The following is a 19889-nucleotide window of genomic DNA, read 5'->3' as shown; positions in this document are numbered from 1 at the left end:
CATCAACCACTAATATATTTTTTTACTGTTAGACGCTTTTAAAAAATAAAATAAAGACGTCTTCTTCAGCTATGCACTTTTTCAGATGAATACCGTAAGGTTTTTTCATGGTAGTTGAATAAGTATATCAATCTAATGTAGCAATAAATAAGTAGACATGTTCTGCTTATTTTTTTGATTCTTTGTATCTTCTACATTCATTTTTCAACACCTTCTCGATTACCAAAATAGCGCACATCCGCAGCACTATGATTAATCAATTAATTAAAAATCCCAATCTCTCAATAAAAATGAGAAATTGGGATTTAATTATTTAACAATTACCAATGATTACAGAAAATCGTTGGTAGTAAATCATTTCATAAAATCAAAAGAGATACTTAATGTTTAATTATATTACATCGCTAAACAAACCGGGTACTGTAAGCATTATTTAATAAGAATTTATAACCCTTGTTAAATTAAGCTAAAACTCTCCGGTGCAACGTTGAGCAAAAATGGACTCGGTTCGCCAACACTGTAAATCTGTAAGTGATGCATCGCCCGGGTACATGCGGTGTAGAACAATCTACGCAGACTCTCATCGCCGTATACTTGCTCCGATGCATCATAAATGATGACGGCGTCAAATTCGATCCCTTTAGCCAAATACGCTGGTATGACGACAACACCTTGTTCATATTTAATCGATCCGCTATTCACAAGCTTAATATGATCGATGTTTCTTAGAGCATCGTATGCTTCCTTGCTTTCAACAGCGGATTTACAGATAATTGCAATTGAATTATATCGCTGCTTCTTTAAGTCCGTGACTTTGGTAGCGATGCAGCTGTGAAGTTCAACACGATCAGACAATTGTGACAGTACAGGCTTCTCACCATCGCGATCAAAAGCGATAATCCCTTCGCCACCAGGAACGAGCCCGCGTGTAAACTCTGTGATTGGTCTTGTGGATCTGTAGCTACGTGTTAAGTTGATTGCATCTGTTTCATCCGTTCCGTATAAGCCAGTAAGTGTGTGAAAATTGACCATTTCGCTGGCATGGGCGAATATCGCTTGGTTAAAGTCTCCAAGCACAGTCATCTTAGCCGATGGAAACAAACGTTTCAAAAACTCAAATTGAAACGGAGAATAATCTTGTGCTTCGTCTACAAGTACATGCTTGATTGAGACATTTGTCTGAAACCCTTGAATCAGCTCTTTCAAAAGTAAAAATGGAGTAGCATCTTCATATAACAGCTTTCCTTCACCCAGCATTTCCAAGGTCAACAGGCAAATATCCTCCCACTCCTTAGGTGTATTGCCAGCAATCCACGGTTTAATCTGTGTTGGATCAACGAAAAGTTGCTTGTATATTCCCGTAAAATCGACGAAACGTAATGCTCGGATCCATTTGCGCAGAGGCTTCAACTTTTTGCGAACAATCATACGTCCGAGCACTTTGCTCTCTCTCTCATAATCATCAAACGAATCTTCCGTGAAACCTTGTTTTTTCTGTAAGTAGTTATAAGCCTTTTGATATTCATCTTTGCTAAGCAACTCTATTTCTTCCTGTACCCATGGCTTGGTTAGCTCGAGTTTTTCAGTCTCATCTATTCGCTCGTTTAGCCATTCAGTCAACTTCTCAAGTCTGTTGTGAAAGCGGAGTGAGGTGTCGCTGTTGTAAAACCTATCAGCGATTTGTTTAGCGGTCACAATTGGTTTTCCTCTAAATTTAATTCCTTTAAATAACATGCCGGATAATTCTAGCGAATGCCTATATGATTTAATTGTTTCGAAAAAATGAGTCGATGCCTTGAATCTTATGCTAGCAGTCCTAGTACGGTAGGAAGTATCATCCGTTGCAGTCAATACATATTCCAATTGCTCATAAGGATCTTCGACTTGAAATGTGTTGCTTAGCCGATGGTCCAAGTATTCCTGAAATGTGACCTGCTGCATGTTTTCTTCACCAAGTTCGGGCAATACATTGGATACGTAGCTATTAAACATCGAGTTAGGAGAAAATAGAATGATTTGATCGGCTTTCAGCCACTCTCGATACTTGTAGAGTAAGTACGCTATCCGTTGCAGTGCAGCTGATGTCTTACCACTGCCAGCGGCACCTTGAACAATGAGTAACCGCCCGCGATCGTGACGAATGATCTGGTTTTGCTCCCTTTGAATGGTGGCCACTATACTGTGCATCTGTTTGTCCGTGCCCTTACCAAGGACCTGTTGTAAAATTTCATCTCCAATTGTAAGACTCGTATCAAACATTGAGTCGATAATGCCACCACGGATGATATATTGCCACTTTTTATCCAACAAGCCGTGAACTACACCTTCAGGTGTAACGTACTCAGCTGAACCCGGTGGATAATCGTAATATACGCTAGATATCGGCGCCCGCCAGTCATAGATTAGAAAATTCTCTCCTATTGTATCCGTAAGCGTAGAGACTCCGATATAGATACTTTCCACTTCAGAAGTTCCGTTTTCGATGAAATCAATTCGACCAAAATAAGGGATTTCCTGCATTCGGTGCAGTACGGAAAGCCGATTGAAGGCGTACCTGTGGGTGCTTTGGCTTACGGACAGGGCTTGAGCTTGTTGTCTTAAGCCGATGATCGTCTCGAGATAATCGTCAAAAGTATCTGTGTTAACCTTGACGTCATCCCAAAAGTTCTTACGGATATTGACCACTTCTTTTCGACGCTTGCTGGTTTCTCCTTCTTTCTTGCTAATTTGCTTCGATATTGTTTCCATTACGCAGTCCAATCTTTCTTGTTCCTGACGAAGTTCTGTGTTCATATCATGCACTCCTTAAAAAAATTGAAAATGAGGGTTGACTTGATAGGATGTTTTACGATATAATTAAAATAGGGATATTATATAGTTAAAACATAAAATTTTCGTTTCTATACAAATTTATCACAATTTCTCAATTTTATCAATATATTTTACCGACCACTGCTATGATAGATCATAGTTTTATAAAAAAAGCCCATCTTCTCTGTAAATAAAATAGAGAAAATGGGCTTTTCCTTACTTCATTAAAGCGCCTCGATTGCGGAATAGCATAAGTGCATACCATATTCAACTAACGCCTCCTTAGTTGCAATACCTCACAACCAATTTTTCAATCAGCCTTTTTAATCATCTCATTCATTCAAATTGTACATCCCTTATTACTTTACAAAGCTTCTCTAATCCAATCTTTAAATCATGATCACTCAAAAGTGAATAGCTAATACGAATATGCTTCTTTTTAGGTTCATTCACAAAGCAAGCCGAACCAGGTAAAAAGTTAATATCTGCTTCATTTGCTTTTTGAAGTAGTGTAATTGAATCAATTGAATCAGTAAGAGTAAGCCATAAGTTAAATCCACCTTGAGGTACTTGAAATTGTACTACATCATCTAATGAAGATAATATTTCTACAGCAGTATCTCTTCTGATTTGCAAAGCAGTACGAAGCTTTTCAACATGGTTTTTCATTCGTTTTGTTCGTAAAATTGGCAAGATTGCCTTTTGGACTAAAAGCGGACTGCCAATATCCATAAATGACTTCACAGCATAAATCCAATCAAAAACAGGTCCTTCTGCAAGCATTGCAGCTACCCGAATACCTGGAGCAATCGTTTTACTAAAGCCTTTTAAATAAATTACATGACCATTCCGATCAAAAGATTTGATAGGTGGCGGAAGTGTGATTTGATCAAAATATATCTCACCAAATGAATCATCTTCTACAATGAAAAATTTATACATTTCTGCCAGTTCCACTAATTCTCTACGTCTTTTTTCACTCATCAAAGTCCCTGTAGGATTATGAAATGAAGAATTAACATATAGAAGAACTGGTTTCTTTTTTTGACAAACCTCATCGATTAAATCAGAACGAACCCCCTGTTTATCAAGTTCAATCGGAATTATATTTATTCCTTTATTTGTAAACACATCAATTGCTGCTCCATAACACGGGCTTTCAACTAAAACCGTATCTCCTGGCTTTAACAGTGTCTGTGCTATTAAGTCAATTCCTTGCTGAGCGCCACTTGTTATTACCAATTTTGTAGGATCTGCATGTAATCCTTGATATTCTTTTAAGTATTTTGTTATTTCTAGTCTAAGTTCTTCATCACCTTGTACGGGTCCATAAGTCGCTAAAATCATTCGATTTTTTTGTACAATATTCTGCATTTCATCTGCTAAAAATTGATTAGGTAATAATCGCGGGTAAACAACGGCCTGTGAAAAATCATAATACCTTCTTTGCCGATTGATTAAATATTGTGACCTCTGTACATTTACCGCTAAAGAGTGTTGCCAGTCATACGGATTAGCTATTTTGGAAGACGCCTGCCTTTTTCCTCTTATATAAACCCCTTTACCTGGTTGAACGAAAACATACCCTTTTGTCTCTAGCCATTTATATGCTTTTCGAACAGTTAGTATACTGACATTTAAATCCTCTGCCATTGTACGTAGAGAAGGAAGCTGTTCTTCATCCATTAACATACCACTTTGAATACGTTGAATAATCTGGACACAGATTTGTTGATAAAACGGTGTATTCGATTCCTTTCTCAGTACAAACTTCATCATTTTCACCCTTAGTTCTTTTTAAATTAAAGTTATCTAAAAAGCTTATAACAATCAATCAAAATCTCTTACCACTGTTATACACTCTTATAAACTGTTATACACCGTGTAATGTATAATCATTTCAATCATTACAAGGGGGGAGATTTATGATCATTTTCAATTACATTCTTATTTGCATCATTTTTGGTACGACATTCTTAACGATTAAAATCGGGATTGATGCTGGGGCACCGCCTCTTTTTTCAGCAGGCATCCGCTTCTTTTTAGCTGGTGTTTTGGTTATGAGTTATTTTGTTTTAAAACGTAGAAAAGTCTTGCCATCCCTTTTATCAAAAAGGCTCATTTTCGTTGGATTTTGTAATACATTTATGACTTTCTCAACATTATATTGGGCTGAACAACATATTACTTCTGGATTAGCATCTGTACTATCTGCTACTGGTCCAATGATGATTCTATTATTCCAAGTAAGAAAAGATAAAACAAAGTTAAAAAAAGAGCAATTCATCGCTCTTTTTATCGCTCTTAGCGGAGTAGTTTGTATTTCAATGCCTGGTTTTGAACAGCATCTCACAATGATTTGGGTGATTGCTTGTCTTGTTATTTTAGGAGGAGAATTATTTTACGGAATAGGAGCAATTTCTTCTAAAGAAATTCTATTAGACAAACCTGAACTATCGCCTTTTTTAGTTAATGGTATTCAAATGTTCTACGGTGGATTCTTTCTACTTATTTTCTCATGTCTAGTAGAACATCCCAATCTAGCAGTTTTAACAACTTGGAGCGTACAGTGGCCAATTCTTTATTTAATTTTCATCGGTTCAATTGGTGGTCATGGATTATATTATTGGCTCCTCTCAAAAACGAATCCTGTGTTCCCATCAACCTGGCTATATGTTTCTCCTTTAATCGCAGTAGTCGTAGGTTATTTTGTATTAAATGAACCCGTTAAACCTGTTATGGGAATTGGCGCTTTCCTTATCCTATCAGGTGTATTTATGGCAAATCGCTCTACTCTAGAAGTATATTGGAGACAAGGAAAGCTGTTAAAAAAGGAAGTATAATCTCTTAATATGAAAAAAAGAGTCATTGTAAAAATCTCAATGACTCTTTCCTATCATTCACCAATTACTTGGTTATTTGAGTAATCTATTGGTGTACTTTTTTCTTTCTTTCTAATCAATACAAAGTAAGTAATAACAGCACATATTTCACATAGTGCAATTATAATCCCCATAGGCAGTGCAGTATTTCCTCCTGCAATTCCAACCAACGGTGCTACAACAGCTCCTAAAATAAATGATGATGCCCCTAGTAATGCAGAGGCACTTCCTGCTGCCTTACTTTGATTTTCCATAGCTAATGAAAAACTTGTTGTACCAGTAATACCGACACTTGAAACAATCATAAATAATGGAATTAGAATAAATACTAAATCTGCTTTTGTATAAGCTGCGATAAATAAACTTAATCCCCCTACTGTTGCATAACCTAAGCCAAACTTGAATAAATTCATTTCTTTTATTTTACCAGCTAAACGTCCGGTAACTTGACTTGCGATAATGATACCTAAACCATTCGTTGCAAAAATAATGCTATAAGTTTGAGGCGATGCTCCATATACATTTTGAATAACAAACGGTGAACCAGAAATATAGGCAAACATTGCAGCTACTATAAGTCCTTGTGATAGAGCGAAGCCCATAAATTTTTTATCCTTAGCCAAATTTCGGAAAGTTAATATCGATCCTTTAACTCCTCCACGTAAACGATTTTCGGCAGCTAACGTTTCTGGCAAACTAAAAAAGACCATTATTAACATTAAAAGACTAGCTATACAAAGAACTACAAAAACGCCATGCCAGTTTGTGAATTTTAATAGTTGACCACCAATAATTGGTGCTAAAATTGGAGCGATTCCATTAACTAACATTAATAATGAAAAAAACTTAGTAAGTGCAGTACCTGAATATAAATCTCTTACTGTTGCACGTGCAATCACTATACCTGCTGAACCAGTGACACCTTGAATAAAACGAAGAGAAATTAATCCCCATATCGATGGTATAAATGCACATAACAGAGAGGTAATTGCATAAATAATAAGTGCAATCATAAGAGGTTTGCGTCGCCCTCTCATATCACTGATTGGCCCAACGAACAGTTGACCAAGAGAAATACCGAGTAAACAAGCCGTTAAGCTAAGTTGGGCTAATGAAGCAGTTGTATGCAGATCATTTGTTAATGTTGGTAGTGACGGTAAATACATATCAATAGATAACGGTCCTATTCCAGTTAATGATCCAAGTACAATAGCCATCCAAATTCTACTTGTTTTAATTGGTTTACTTGATGCTTCACTTAAATCATTCATTCTCTCATCTCCTTTCCGCTTATTGAAAATCACTCTTTTCAATAAACAAATATCGTAAAGTGTTGAGTTATAATAAAAGACTGTCCAATAAGACAGCCTTTCTACACTGTTATAGAATTATAGCATGTATTCGTAAAATAATTCTTCAACACTGCTTACTAACCAAAAATTAAAATAAGCCCAAATATAGAAACAATAATTCCAGAGACAAAAATAAAGCTTACCCCTGTAAATAAACCACCTAATAGTACATCTATTAATTCACCTAGAAGAAATTGAGTTTTATCATTAGTTCCCTTCCACTCTTCGTGTAAATATGCAAATGATAAACATGATAAAAATGAGCCAATAATTAAACAGGTTATTCCCATCTCCAATGTAAACTACCTCTTTTTTATTATAATTGTTCATTTATTATTTCTTTGTTTACGGTAAGTTTTCCTTCTTCAGCTAACCTGCCCCTTAATTAGAAAATTTCCAAAAAAAATAACAGCCCACTTTACAAAGTAGGCCGTTACAATCTTAGTATTCAACTATTTCGAAATTACTTAGCAGCTTTTACAGCTTCAACTGCTGCTTCGTAGTTTGGATGAGTTGTTCCTTCAGCTACGTATTCAACGTAAGATACAGTATCATTTGAATCAATTACAAATACTGCACGTGCTAATAAACGTAATTCTTTCATTAATACGCCATATGCTTCACCAAAAGATGCTTCACGGTGGTCAGATACTGTATGTACGTTTTCTAAACCAGCAGCTGCACACCATCTTTTTTGTGCAAATGGTAAGTCCATTGAAATTGTTAATAATTCAACGTTACCTAATTTTGAAATTTCTTCGTTGAAACGACGAGTTTGTGCATCACAAACGCCTGTATCAAGAGATGGTACTACGCTTACTAAACGTACTTTACCAGCTGAGGTTTCTAATGTTACTGGGCTTAAATCATTTGCTAACACTGTAAAGTTAGGTGCTTTTTCTCCAACTTTTACTTCGTTACCTACTAATGTTACTGGATTTCCTTTAAATGTTACGTTTGCCATGTTATTTCCTCCCATTAATTCCAAAATGTTCACAACATTTATCTTAATAGATGGCATTGATGTTTGCAAATGAATAGGCTTATTTTACATAAATTTTACTTATTCAAATGGGTTTTCATCTTTTTTGATATCATCATCTTTATTTCGTTTCATATAATGTTTAACTTTTTCAATTGCTTGAGGCGTTAGATCAATCAGTCTCTCAATTAAATGAGTATTTTGATCAAGATGAAGTAATTTGACTCCCTCTTTATTCACAATTAAAAATGCGATTGGCGTAATAGATGCTCCACCACCGGTTCCTCCACCAAATGGGTGAACACTTTTTATACCACCTTGTGCAGTACTTTCAGTTGGTTGGTTTTGATAAAATTCACTTCCACCTGCAGCAAATCCTACTCCTACTTTTGAAACAGGTAAAATCAAGCTACCATCTGGTGCTGAAATTGGTTCACCAATAATGGTATTAACATTAATCATTGAAACTAAATTCTCCATAGCTGCATTCATTAAATCCCCTATAGGATGTTGACTCATGAAGATGCCTCCTTAATATGAATATTTATCTTTTTTTTACCTTTTTGAACCTTCCTACTCATTAGTACAGCTCTTCCTATTTTTAATCCAATTAAACATAATTTTCGAAGTGAAACCGAAAAGCGAATAATACTTTCACATTCAATTGCTTTATGATTGAAATTTGGTGATAGGACAAAAATGGGTTTTGAAAGGACAGTTGTAAATTGTTCTAATAAATTTTCTACCAATCCAACTAAACCATATAAAATTCCACTCGAAATTCCCGTTAATGCCGGATTACTTGTCCCAATCGATAAATGGACATTTACATAAGAAATTTTTACATCCTTTAAAAATCGCTTAATGCTAGTATGTGTTTGAGAATACGTATTTATAAGTAAATCTAATTGTTCCTTTACAGAATATTTTCTCCTAATTTTTGTAAGTTTATCAAAACGAACTTCAACTTTTTCATCCTCTAACGGCATATTGTATTTAAATTGAACAAGGTTTTTCCATATCGAAAATTTTATATTCACTTCTCTGTGACTTTGAGTATAAATGATATGTACTCGAACTTTTAAAGTAGTTACCATAATCACGAAAATTAAAAGGATAACCAGTAAGATCAAGCCACCAATTATTTTTAAAGCGAGGAGCATTCCGACCACACCTTTCTCACTCAGTATAGTCAAAGAGCATAAGCGCTAAACAAAAAAAAGAATGGATTAATCCCACTCTTTTTCAAATACAATTTCTTCTTGTATGATTGTTTTTATACATTTTATATTAATGACTTCTTCAGTATCAATTAAATAAGGATCATGAGAAACAAATTGAAAATCAGCGTCATATCCCTCTTTTAGCTGACCTTTAATTCCTTCTAGACCAATTGATGCAGCACTGCTTGTTGTATACAATTGGAGTGCTTCATAAATAGAAATACCCTCTTCTTTATTATACGGTATGCCATTTTTAGCTTTTCTAGTGATAGAAGTGTACATACCAAGCCAAGGATTAATTGAATCAATCGGTGTATCGGAACCATTAGCTAACTGTAAACCTTCTTTCAATAAAGTTCGAATTAGAAAAGCATATTGATTCCGCTCTTCACCAACTCGTTCAATTAACCAAGGATAATCATTGTATAAAAATGAAGATTGAATATCGATAACTGCAAATAGTCCTTTCATTTTTTGAACTAATGTTGGATTTAAAAGTTCACAATGAATAAGTCGATCAGGCAGATTACTATTATTTCGATACTTTTGTATGACATCAATTCCTTGCTGAACGGCTAAATCACCGATCATATGAAAGGCAACTGGAACTTTATACTCCCTTGCTTTTTTTGTAATTTCTTCTAGTTTTTGAACTGATGTCACTTGAAGACCGTTTGTCGATTGATTATCTTGATATGGACAAGATAATAAAGCTGTACGCCCTCCAAAAGAACCATCAATGAAGGCTTTTATCCCACCAAAAGACAAGCGTTCACTTCGATTAGATAAATAGGGTACTATTTCCTCGAAAACGGTGTGATGAATTAATAAATTTGCAAAAAAAGGCATTTTATTTAAAATTTTCTCAAATGACTTTAACACATTTATTGCGTTTCCATAATAACCTAAATCCTCTGTCACAACACCTACTATTCCATGATTCCAACAATCTTTAATGGCAGTCTCTAGGGCACTTGTTAAATAAATTTCATTGGGAGAAGGCATGGCTTTTAGTACTGCATTGACCGCTTCATCATATAATAATCCATTTAACTTTCCATTTTTATCGATCCCAATTTGACCACCTTCTATTGTGGTCTTTTCGGTAATCCGGGCTTTTTCTAGCACCTTAGAATTAACAAAATAAACGTGACGGCACGCTCGTTTTAGAACGATCGGATTTGCAGATGATAAATCATCCAAATCTTTTTTATGAAATCTTGCAGTGTTTTTCCACTGATTTTCATCCCATCCTTCTCCGATAATCCACTCATTCTCTTTAGCTTGATTAACAGCGTCAGTCATAGAAGAAATCATTTCATCATAGGAATTACACTGAGCCAAATCCACTCTTTTCAAGGATTCTCCATGACCAATTAAATGCATGTGACTATCAATAAAACCTGGAAGAATAATACCTCCTGCACAATCAATGACTTCATAAATTTGATTTCCAAGCCAACTTTCAAGTTCCTCTTTTGAACCTAACTTTACTATTTTCCCTTTTTCTGTATATATCGCATCCACTGAATGTCCTTCAGCTTGCATTGTATAAAACGTTGCGTTAATCCATAATTTTCCCAAAGTAATCCCACCTTTTCTCATCAAAAAAATGAGAGAATTTTCTCTCATTTTATCACATGCTTATATCTAGAATACATTACGTTCTTTTTCAATTTCTCTTAACTCAATTCTCCTAATTTTTCCTGAAATCGTTTTTGGTAGCTCTTCAACGAATTCAATAATACGTGGATATTTATAAGGTGCTGTTTGTTGCTTAACAAATTCTTGTAATTCAAGAACAAGTGCATCTTCATCAAGAGCTTTATTTTTGAGTACAACAAATGCTTTTACAACAGAACCACGTAGCTGGTGTGGACTCGCAACAACTGCACATTCACGAACAAGTTCATGCTTTACTAAAGCATCTTCCACTTCAAATGGTCCGATTGTGTAACCTGAACTAATAATAATGTCATCACTTCGCCCTTCAAACCAGAAATAACCATCATAATCTTTTTTCGCTCTGTCTCCAGTAATATAATAGTCTCCTCTTGTTTGTGCTTTTGTTCGACCTTCATCTTTATAGTAACCTTTAAATAGTGACGGGGAAAGTTTGTGTACAGCAATATCACCGACAATCCCTGGAGGAACTGGCAAACCATCTTCATCCACTACCTCTACAATATTACCTGGTGTTGGTTTTCCCATTGAACCTGCTTTACTTTTCATCCCTTTTAACGTACCAATTAATAATGTATTTTCCGTCTGACCATAGCCATCTCGTACCTCTATTCCAAAATAAGATTGGAAAGTTCGAATGACTTCTTGATTCAATGGCTCTCCTGCTGACATAGCACTTCTCAAATAAGGAAATTGATATCGTTCAAGATGATCTACCTTTGCCATAAATCGATACTCAGTTGGCGTACAGCAAAGGACGCTAATATCATGCTTTTGGAGTAATGTTAAATACGTATTTGCATCAAATTTTCCTTGATAAAAAAAGCCAGTCGCTCCTGATGCTAACGTCGCTAAAAACGGACTCCAAATCCATTTTTGCCACCCTGGTCCTGCTGTTGCCCAAACTGTATCATCCTCTGTTATATCCATCCAAGTTGAAGCAGTTATGCGAATATGTGAATAACCCCAGCTATGAGTATGTACAACACCCTTTGGGTTACCAGTAGTTCCTGATGTATAAGAAATAAAAGCGACATCATCGCAGCTCGTCTCCACAGTAGATACTTGTGGGCTTGCATAAATTTCTTTTTCGAGTGAAATATACTGGTCTTTTTTATTGTCCACTAGAAAATACACGATTTCTTTTCGATTGGAGTGATTCTCAAAACCATCCAACAACTGATTATGTACAACGGCTGCTCGAACTTCTCCATGATTTAATCGGTACTCAATATCCTTTTCTCTTAATAATTCAGAGCCAGGTATAATAATTGCACCTATTTTTAAAATGGCTAAGTATACAGCGTATGTCTCAGCACATCTAGGCATCATAACAAATACCTTGTCCCCTTTTGTGAGTCCATTAGATAAGAATTGAAAAGCATATATATTTACGAGTTGATTTAACTCTTTGTATGATAAATGGTTAGTCTCTCCATTTTGATCTTCCCATTTTAAGGCAATTTTATCTGTTGTTGCGTATTTTTCAATCTCCCAAACAACGTTATAAACTTTCGGTGCAACAAATTCAACTTGAATCATTTAAAACACCCCTTTTTCACTTTTACTAAATTATATAAAAGGGTTGTCCAAAATAGAAGAGAATATTATTGAATTTTTTTAATTTTTTTAAAATTTAAACGAATTAAATCTTTTTTCAGTAGAAGTTTCATCATTTCGACTGATGGGTAGTTAAACCAATATGACTTAAAAAAATATCTTACAATCATATTTCATTAAAATTAGTAAAAAACAAAAAGAGGTAGGTGTTACCCTACCTCTAAAGCCATTTTATATAATTTTGATTATAGGTGAGTAAATCCGCCACCAAGGCTTTGTTCAGCCATTGCTACTAAACGTTTAGTGATTTCACCACCAACTGATCCGTTAGCACGTGATGTTGTATCTGCGCCAAGAGAAACTCCGAATTCTTGAGCGATTTCGTATTTCATTTGGTCTAAAGCTTGTTGTGCACCATTTACTACTAAGTTGTTTGAACTGTTGTTTGCCATGTGATTTCACCTCCTTGTGACTTTAGAATGTGAAAAAACATGGATTATCATACATTTTTATATTGGTAATTGTTAGGAGTATTTTTATAGTAAATCCTTAAAATCAATAACTTGTTCTTCTTTATTTTTATCATTTGATTTTAATCTGATTGACTCATTTTCAAAGATAATTGTTTCACGATTTTGAACGGCTTCTTCTAATAATGCCGTAAAATCGTATTTCGATTCAAATCGTTCAGCTTTATCACGCTTTGGTTTCGTTGTAGGATTTGCTGGTGTAAAAATTGTACAGCAATCTTCGTAAGGACGAATACTTATATCATACGTATCAATTTTACGTGCAATATCCATGATTTCTATTTTATCCATTGCTAATAATGGGCGTAAAACCGGATAATTTGTCACTTCATTGATTGTATGCATACTATCTAACGTCTGGCTTGCTACTTGACCAAGGCTTTCACCTGTTGCTAAAGCTAATGCTTTTCTTTCTTTTGCTACTTGCTCAGAAATTCGTAACATCATACGTCTCATAACTGTCATTGTATAGCTAGCAGGAATCTCTTTATGGATTGTCTTTTGAACTTCAGTAAATGGGATGACGTGAACTGTAACACGTTTACAATACTTTGTCAGCTTACTTGCTAAATCCATTACCTTTTGTTTTGCACGTTCACTTGTAAATGGCGGACTTTCAAAGTGTACTGCTTCCACAGTAACCCCACGCTTAAGCATTAAATAAGTAGCTACCGGACTATCTATACCACCCGAAAGCAGCATCATTACTTTACCACTAACTCCAACTGGTAATCCACCTGCACCATATTCCTCTCCACAAGTAATATACGTAGCATCTTCACGAACTTCTACACGTACAGCTACATCTGGATTGTGTACATCAACTGTTAAATGTTCAGTATTTTGAAGAATATAGCCTCCAATTTCACGATTTAATTCTGGCGTTTTTAATGGAAAGTTTTTATAACTTCTTTGTACATTTACTTTAAACGTTTTAACAGGTGCTTCTAATTTCTCAATGGCTGCAAGAGCACCTTTTTTCATAGCCTCTAATTCAGTTTCCACTTTGCTTGCAAAGCTAAAAGTATGAATTCCGAATACTTGTTTTAATCGAATAGCGACTTGTTCATGATCTTCACCGTTTAATTTAATGTACATTCGATCACGAGTTGCTTCTATTTTTATATTTGTGAAATCTTTTAAACGAGTTCTTACGTTTTCTCTTAAAATACTCGTAAATCTATTTCGGTTTTTTCCCTTTGTTGTCATTTCACCGTATCGTATTAAAATATAATCTACAATCATCTTTTTTACCTCGTTACTTTATATAATTTTGCGATAACTTCATTAATAATGTTATTAAACTTTTCTACTTCATCCATCGTATTTTCATACGACAAACTCATTCTAACCGCACTACCAGCGACTTGATCACTTTTCCCCATTACTTGTAAGACACGACTGACATCACTACTCTTTGAAGAACAAGCCGATTTTGTTGAAATAAATACTCCTTCATCCGCTAACGCATGTACAATAACTTCAGGTTTTAATCCAACAAATGACACATTCATAATATGAGGAGCAAAGTTGTAAGAAGGCGAGTTAATGATGGCTTTATCGATTTGATGAAGATTGTTCATGATTTGCTCTCTTAATTCGATTAGATGTGATTTCATCTGGCTTTGCTTTTCTAAAGTCATACGAAGTGCTTTAGCCATCGCAACAATGCCAGCTAAATTTTCTGTACCAGAACGAATTTCTTGTTCTTGTGAACCACCAGTTAAAATTGAACTTAATGTAACGCCTTTTTTCACATATAAAAAGCCAGTTCCTTTAACACTGTGAAATTTATGGCCAGAAAAAGAGCATAAATCAATATGACTTTCTTTTATATTTAAAGGTACCTTTCCAATGCCTTGAACATGATCAACATGAAAATAGGTTTTAGGAAACTTCGCTAAAAAATCCCCTATCTCTTTTATTGGCTGTATTGCACCAGTTTCATTATTGACATGAATTAATGACACGAGAATTGTATCATCTCTCATTGCATTTTTCACTTGCTGGGCTGAAATAAATCCATTTTCATCAGGAGTTAAATACGTTACTTCAAACCCTAGTTGTTCTAGTTGTTTGTATGCCTCATAAATCGATGGATGCTCAATTTCTGTCGTAATCATATGGCGACCTCTGTTACGATGCTGCATTGCTGTACCTTTTATCGCTAAATTATTCCCTTCCGTTCCACCAGAAGTGAATATTATTTCAGAAGAATGGACACCAATTAAATTGGCAATTTGTTGTCTAGCTTGTTCAAGTAATTGCTCAGATTGCCCTCCTAGTTTATGTAAGGAGGATGGATTTCCAAAAAATTGTTCAGAAACCGTTACATACGTTTGCAATACTTCTTTATATGGCTTAGTCGTAGCACTGTTGTCAAAATAAATCATATTTCCCTCCAACTTTTTTCATAATATCATACTACCAAATAACATAAAAAAATACACACATAAATGAACCCCTAGAGATTAGGATCTATAGGGGCAGTGTGTACCTTTGTTCACTTAGTATTTCTTGTAATTTATTTATTGCACCTGGCTCTACACTTTCTAAAGCAGCCGCAGCTTCTTCTAGCGCTTGGTTATACTCAAATTGGCGGAAAAATTGTTCTGATTTCTGTAATGCCTCAGATACAACTGAATATTTACTACGATAGCGATTGCTATATTGAATAACTTTTTCAACAAAGTATCCTTGTTCAATTAAATATTTTGTATCATGATAGCACTCATTGACTGCCGCCGAAGCTTGTTCAAGTAAAATCGTTACTTTTCCCATTTTTAAAGGTTTTTTCTCTAATTCATTATACACAACTTGCATATACTCTTGGGCTTGTTGAATTTGCTGTAGACTAGAAGTTGGCATACCAGGTAAATTAGATATTTGGATTAGTCGTTTTACTTCTAACATTAAACGCTTCATCTCAATTAATTGATCTCTAGCGATTAATTCATCTTTACGCAAATCTTTTAGCATTTCAACATACATATTATGTGCTTCTCGAATTGAGTCCATTTGTTGCTTTAAACTATCTAATTCTTCTTTAATTACGGAAAATGCCAAATCTTGTTCTGCAACACGTATTTGAAGTAATTCAAAACGCTTTGTAATGATGTTGACTTGTTTTTCTACATATTTTTGTGTCTCTGTGTCTTGCTCATTTAACTGATAGCTTTGCTGAACAATATGCGTTTCTTCTTTTGTTTTAATATTAGCTTCTCTAATTTTTTGTATTTCTTCTTGTGCAGACCATATTTCTTTTTCAACGATATATTTGGCTTCTACTTCTTTTTCAAGGAAATCATAAATTTTATCAATTTGTTCTTTTACTACATCCATTTTACTAATCGCTTCTTCTAGTTGGAGAGTTTTAATATGTTCGACACATTCTTCACAAACTTTGCTACATTCATTTGCCTCATTTTCTAGTTCAGCATAGTCAAGGGCATATCCTTCTTCTTTCATTTGTTTGTATCCTTCAAACAAATTAGTAATTTGAGCAGGAATTGTAGTTGATGCTTCTATGTATGAATCTGGTATGACTTTCATTTTTTCATTAAGATCGATAATATCGTTATGTAGATCCTTTACTAAATCCCTAGCAACTAAATAATTGCCATGCTCAGTAGCCTCATTAACGTTAGTAAAATTATTTTTAATATGATCTAATTGCTTTTCAATCATTGCCTCTGCAATTGTGTATAAATGTCTGTGAGTTAATAGTAATTTACGAAGCTCAAGATATTGTTGATTTAAAGATTCAATTTCAACCGAATTTTGTTCTTCACTTCCTAATAATTCACGAAGCTCTTTTAAAATTTCATCAATCTGATTTTCAGCCTTCTGGAGCGTTTCTTCAAGCGAAGCAATTTGTTTTTTCGCACTTATGTATCGATATTTATTAATCGCTTCTTCTATTTCATACATTGCATCTGTTACTTTCGGTAGGACAGTCGTGATAATATCGTCCCATTCGGTACGCCAACGCTCAAACAATTCCTCAGTTTGACCAGTCATATTCAATGCCTTTAATTTAGATAACTCATCTGTAACAGGTCGATTCATTAGTTGGATTCGCCATGTTTCAAGATTATCTAAATTTTTATACATCCGACTACGTACTGTTAAGGCACCTATCATTCCAAAAATAACTAAACATATAACGATAATAACCACACTGAATGTCATATCCTAGGTGAACCCCCTCTACTTGCCTTATCAGTCTATTTATATAGGACATTTAAATTCGTTCATTTATATTTATGTATAGTTAATAATAACATGTATACGACACTTTTTGACCTAATTTTTTCAATTTTTTATAATAATTGTCTTTTTTTACAAAAAATTATAAATATTTATGTGTAAAAAGAATTATTCAATCCATTCTAGGGGAAAAAAGACTCATTTTTTCATATTCCAACCTATCATTTTTTAAACATTTATTCTCATAAAAATTTAAAATTTTGCGTATAATCTTTTTTGGGGAATGATTAGTAAAAAATTATGTCCAAGGGGGAAAAAGTTAATATGAATAAAATGCTCTCATTTTTACTCATTATAACAACTTTACTAGTGACATCTGGGGGAGTTACTGCCGAGACTACTACATCTAATCAGAGGCCAGTAAAAGTGGCTCATGTGATAAAAAAAACAACCTATATTAAATCATTGAAGATTAAGCAAAGTAAACTTTTTGCTAATTTCGATTATATCCAATGGTATACAGGGAAAAGAGCTGACCAAGAATTTCTTAAAGATTGTAAAGAAGAGTGTAAAGGAAAAGATGCACCACACTACGCTTTCGATGGTTATTACATTCGAAATGCGAATCCTAAAATTCGAACATTATTGATTTCTAACAAAGCAATATTCGTCGTACAACCTCTTACTAGCGCTGGCGACGTACAATTCAATAAAATTGTAACAAAACAAGAATTCATTAAGTACTTTTACAGCAAAAGTTATTATAACCAAGCCCCGTTTCATATTGAAATAAAAAATGGTGTTGTAACCAAATTAACACAACAGTATATTCCTTAAACTAGATAGTCACATTTTACTTAATATATTGCAATATAAGCTACTCTAACAAGTAGCTTTTTTGATTATGTTTTTTTAATTAGAATGGATGTATCTTATCTATAAGATTGTTGCTTTTGAGATGATTATTTTAAAGGCAGAAGTTGATTACAATGGAAGGTGCGAGACTCCTGTGGGAATAGCGGGAAGGGTGAGACCCCGCAGGAGCGATAGCGACGAGGAGGCTCAGCTCACGCCCCACGGAAAGGGAGCATCCTGGAATTGTAATCAACTAACGTATTCTAACAAGTTTTAATTAACCTATACACTCTAAATTTCGTTCTTCTATGCCATTTGATACAAAGGATACCCATTCAGAAATATGTTCCTTGTATTTTTGTAAAAAATAAGGATCATCTAAACGAATATAAAGTACTTCTGATAAATAATTCGGAAATAGATATGGCGTAGTAATCAATGATTTTAGTTGAACAAAAAAGATAGTAAAAGGTACTCTACAAGAATTGGTTTGTTTTTTATGAATTTCATATATTATTTCAAAATTATATTTTTCTCTTGTTAAATAGGTACTCATAATTTCTCTAATAAAAATAGAATCTGTTGCTAATTCTTTGTAAAAAACATTCGCTTCATTCCTATGATCATAGTGATATTCTAAAATGACATTCATTAATTGCTGTAATCGATTCCCTTCATCATTTCTATCATTAGAAAAGATACTTTCACAGACCTTCATATATCCCTCTAAGAAAGAGATAATGATTTCTTCTAATAAACCTTGCTTACCATTAAAATAATAGGAAACAGAAGAAATATTTACTTTAGCTCTTGCTGCAATTTCACGTATTGATGTACCATGATAGCCCTTCACTTTAAAAAGTGTAACTGCACTTTCAATGACTTTCTTTTTCGTTGCTAAGTTCTCAAGCTCCATTCTTCGTCACCTCTTGTCCATTTCCGTTATTATTAGATGTATTTATAGATATTTTTCCAATTCCCTTCACAATTCGGTCGACAAAATCACTGAATTCTTACGATTTATGGTATGATGTTTCAAATAATAGATTGAAGGAGGTCACATTATGTTTCAAAAAGTCGAATACTCAGGTACAAAGGCTCAACAATACGAAACATTACTTTTCCAAGTCAAAGCATTAACTGATGGAGAACCAAATTTAATTGCAAATTTAGCAAATGCGTCTTCCCTATTAAATCAGTTTCTTAATGATATAAATTGGGTTGGGTTTTACTTAAAGGATGGGGACAAAGATGAGTTAGTTCTTGGCCCATTCCATGGTCTTCCTGCTTGTGTAAGAATTCCATTCCATAAAGGAGTATGTGGTAAAGCAGCTAATACAAAAACTACTCAACGTATCGCAAATGTTCATGAATTTCCAGGACATATTGCATGTGATGCTGCTTCAAACTCTGAAATTGTAATTCCTCTTATTTCAAACGGAGAATTAATCGGAGTATTAGACATCGATAGTCCAAAATTTGAGCGTTTTGACGATGAGGATCAACACTTTTTAGAAAAACTAGTAAATATCCTTGAAAATACAATAAATTAGAAATGCGAAGGCATCCTGTTTATCTCTGAGAGGCGTTGGAGCAGAAACCAAATGAAGTGCGGTTTATCACTTCAATTGGTTTTTGTGAAACGACCGAAGAGATGGATGCCGTAGCTAGTTAGATAGAAATCGAGTAGGAGGGAGCGACTAACTCCCGACCTCTCACACCACCGTACGTACGGTTCCGTATACGGCGGTTCAAATTAAGTCTGACGCAGAAATTCATATCTTTGATATAGACTTTTAAGA

At 34.4% G+C, this 19889-nt stretch carries 17 protein-coding genes; 3 read left to right on the top strand and 14 right to left on the bottom strand.

Translation table 11 applies throughout. The features are described 5' to 3' along the window. Window positions 1-456 precede the first annotated feature (456 nt). A complete protein-coding gene (gene helD, locus J5Y03_RS19325; protein WP_209407640.1) occupies window positions 457-2793 on the bottom strand; it encodes an RNA polymerase recycling motor HelD in 2337 nt (778 codons plus the stop codon). Window positions 2794-3147: 354 nt separating this feature from the next. Then, window positions 3148-4587: a MocR-like pyridoxine biosynthesis transcription factor PdxR gene (gene pdxR, locus J5Y03_RS19320; RefSeq protein ID WP_209407639.1), complete on the bottom strand. Its 1440-nt coding sequence runs from the start codon at window positions 4585-4587 to the stop codon at window positions 3148-3150. Between the two features lie 149 nt (window positions 4588-4736). Between pdxR and J5Y03_RS19315 the strand changes: the two genes are divergently transcribed. After that, window positions 4737-5654: a DMT family transporter gene (locus tag J5Y03_RS19315; protein WP_209407638.1), complete on the top strand. Its 918-nt coding sequence runs from the start codon at window positions 4737-4739 to the stop codon at window positions 5652-5654. 53 nt (window positions 5655-5707) lie between these two features. On the opposite strand, the gene J5Y03_RS19310 is transcribed toward J5Y03_RS19315, so the two are convergent. From J5Y03_RS19310 to ezrA, 11 genes are all read right to left on the bottom strand, one after another. Next, window positions 5708-6964, bottom strand: a complete 1257-nt coding sequence (locus tag J5Y03_RS19310; RefSeq protein ID WP_209407637.1) for a multidrug effflux MFS transporter — start codon at window positions 6962-6964, stop codon at window positions 5708-5710. Window positions 6965-7122: 158 nt separating this feature from the next. Then, window positions 7123-7341, bottom strand: a complete 219-nt coding sequence (locus J5Y03_RS19305) for a hypothetical protein (RefSeq protein ID WP_209407636.1) — start codon at window positions 7339-7341, stop codon at window positions 7123-7125. Window positions 7342-7508: 167 nt separating this feature from the next. Further along, complete coding sequence (gene tpx / locus J5Y03_RS19300) at window positions 7509-8009, bottom strand: thiol peroxidase (protein ID WP_209407635.1); 501 nt, start codon at window positions 8007-8009, stop codon at window positions 7509-7511. 99 nt (window positions 8010-8108) lie between these two features. Further along, window positions 8109-8546 carry a GerW family sporulation protein gene (gene ytfJ / locus J5Y03_RS19295; protein ID WP_209407634.1) on the bottom strand — a complete coding sequence of 146 codons (438 nt, stop codon included), beginning with the start codon at window positions 8544-8546 and terminating at the stop codon, window positions 8109-8111. Continuing rightward, window positions 8543-9190 (bottom strand): DUF2953 domain-containing protein, encoded by a 648-nt coding sequence (locus J5Y03_RS19290; RefSeq protein WP_209407633.1) that lies wholly within the window; start codon window positions 9188-9190, stop codon window positions 8543-8545. Before J5Y03_RS19290 ends, ytfJ begins: the two co-directional genes overlap by 4 nt. 66 nt (window positions 9191-9256) lie before the next feature. Then, window positions 9257-10834 (bottom strand): amidohydrolase, encoded by a 1578-nt coding sequence (locus J5Y03_RS19285; protein ID WP_209407632.1) that lies wholly within the window; start codon window positions 10832-10834, stop codon window positions 9257-9259. A gap of 66 nt (window positions 10835-10900) precedes the next feature. Further along, window positions 10901-12475 carry an acyl-CoA synthetase MbcS gene (mbcS, locus tag J5Y03_RS19280; protein ID WP_209407631.1) on the bottom strand — a complete coding sequence of 525 codons (1575 nt, stop codon included), beginning with the start codon at window positions 12473-12475 and terminating at the stop codon, window positions 10901-10903. A gap of 263 nt (window positions 12476-12738) precedes the next feature. Continuing rightward, window positions 12739-12945: an alpha/beta-type small acid-soluble spore protein gene (locus J5Y03_RS19275; RefSeq protein WP_209407630.1), complete on the bottom strand. Its 207-nt coding sequence runs from the start codon at window positions 12943-12945 to the stop codon at window positions 12739-12741. Between the two features lie 84 nt (window positions 12946-13029). Next, a complete protein-coding gene (gene thiI, locus J5Y03_RS19270; RefSeq protein ID WP_209407629.1) occupies window positions 13030-14268 on the bottom strand; it encodes a tRNA uracil 4-sulfurtransferase ThiI in 1239 nt (412 codons plus the stop codon). Window positions 14269-14273: 5 nt separating this feature from the next. Continuing rightward, window positions 14274-15416 carry a cysteine desulfurase family protein gene (locus tag J5Y03_RS19265; protein WP_209407628.1) on the bottom strand — a complete coding sequence of 381 codons (1143 nt, stop codon included), beginning with the start codon at window positions 15414-15416 and terminating at the stop codon, window positions 14274-14276. 85 nt (window positions 15417-15501) lie between these two features. Beyond that, window positions 15502-17214, bottom strand: coding sequence for a septation ring formation regulator EzrA (gene ezrA / locus J5Y03_RS19260; RefSeq protein WP_209407627.1), 1713 nt, complete (start codon window positions 17212-17214; stop codon window positions 15502-15504). A 342-nt stretch (window positions 17215-17556) separates the two neighbouring features. On the opposite strand from ezrA, the gene J5Y03_RS19255 reads away from it, so the two are divergent. Next, on the top strand, window positions 17557-18069 hold the full coding sequence (locus tag J5Y03_RS19255) for a hypothetical protein (RefSeq protein WP_209407626.1): 513 nt from the start codon (window positions 17557-17559) through the stop codon (window positions 18067-18069). 295 nt (window positions 18070-18364) lie between these two features. On the opposite strand, the gene refZ is transcribed toward J5Y03_RS19255, so the two are convergent. Further along, the gene (gene refZ / locus J5Y03_RS19250; RefSeq protein ID WP_209407625.1) at window positions 18365-19003 is read right to left on the bottom strand and encodes a forespore capture DNA-binding protein RefZ; all 639 of its coding nucleotides are present in this window, start codon (window positions 19001-19003) and stop codon (window positions 18365-18367) included. Between the two features lie 148 nt (window positions 19004-19151). Between refZ and J5Y03_RS19245 the strand changes: the two genes are divergently transcribed. Continuing rightward, window positions 19152-19640, top strand: a complete 489-nt coding sequence (locus J5Y03_RS19245; protein ID WP_209407624.1) for a GAF domain-containing protein — start codon at window positions 19152-19154, stop codon at window positions 19638-19640. Window positions 19641-19889: the final 249 nt, after the last annotated feature.

Source organism: Gottfriedia endophytica (genome assembly GCF_017814275.1).
Lineage (GTDB): Bacteria > Bacillota > Bacilli > Bacillales > Bacillaceae_G > Gottfriedia > Gottfriedia endophytica.
Note: the sequence above shows the minus strand (reverse complement) of the source record. Positions and strands in the feature narration are given on the sequence as shown.

Bases quoted from the DNA above. Each gene is read 5' to 3' on its own strand.
- ezrA (WP_209407627.1), bottom strand. From the start codon at position 17,214: ATGACATTCAGTGTGGTTATTATCGTTATATGTTTAGTTATTTTTGGA.
- ytfJ (WP_209407634.1), bottom strand. From the start codon at position 8,546: ATGAGTCAACATCCTATAGGGGATTTAATGAATGCAGCTATGGAGAAT.
- helD (WP_209407640.1), bottom strand. From the start codon at position 2,793: ATGAACACAGAACTTCGTCAGGAACAAGAAAGATTGGACTGCGTAATG.
- thiI (WP_209407629.1), bottom strand. From the start codon at position 14,268: ATGATTGTAGATTATATTTTAATACGATACGGTGAAATGACAACAAAG.
- J5Y03_RS19265 (WP_209407628.1), bottom strand. From the start codon at position 15,416: ATGATTTATTTTGACAACAGTGCTACGACTAAGCCATATAAAGAAGTA.
- J5Y03_RS19310 (WP_209407637.1), bottom strand. From the start codon at position 6,964: ATGAATGATTTAAGTGAAGCATCAAGTAAACCAATTAAAACAAGTAGA.
- pdxR (WP_209407639.1), bottom strand. From the start codon at position 4,587: ATGAAGTTTGTACTGAGAAAGGAATCGAATACACCGTTTTATCAACAA.
- J5Y03_RS19245 (WP_209407624.1), top strand. From the start codon at position 19,152: ATGTTTCAAAAAGTCGAATACTCAGGTACAAAGGCTCAACAATACGAA.
- tpx (WP_209407635.1), bottom strand. From the start codon at position 8,009: ATGGCAAACGTAACATTTAAAGGAAATCCAGTAACATTAGTAGGTAAC.
- J5Y03_RS19275 (WP_209407630.1), bottom strand. From the start codon at position 12,945: ATGGCAAACAACAGTTCAAACAACTTAGTAGTAAATGGTGCACAACAA.
- J5Y03_RS19315 (WP_209407638.1), top strand. From the start codon at position 4,737: ATGATCATTTTCAATTACATTCTTATTTGCATCATTTTTGGTACGACA.
- J5Y03_RS19255 (WP_209407626.1), top strand. From the start codon at position 17,557: ATGAATAAAATGCTCTCATTTTTACTCATTATAACAACTTTACTAGTG.
- J5Y03_RS19290 (WP_209407633.1), bottom strand. From the start codon at position 9,190: ATGCTCCTCGCTTTAAAAATAATTGGTGGCTTGATCTTACTGGTTATC.
- mbcS (WP_209407631.1), bottom strand. From the start codon at position 12,475: ATGATTCAAGTTGAATTTGTTGCACCGAAAGTTTATAACGTTGTTTGG.
- refZ (WP_209407625.1), bottom strand. From the start codon at position 19,003: ATGGAGCTTGAGAACTTAGCAACGAAAAAGAAAGTCATTGAAAGTGCA.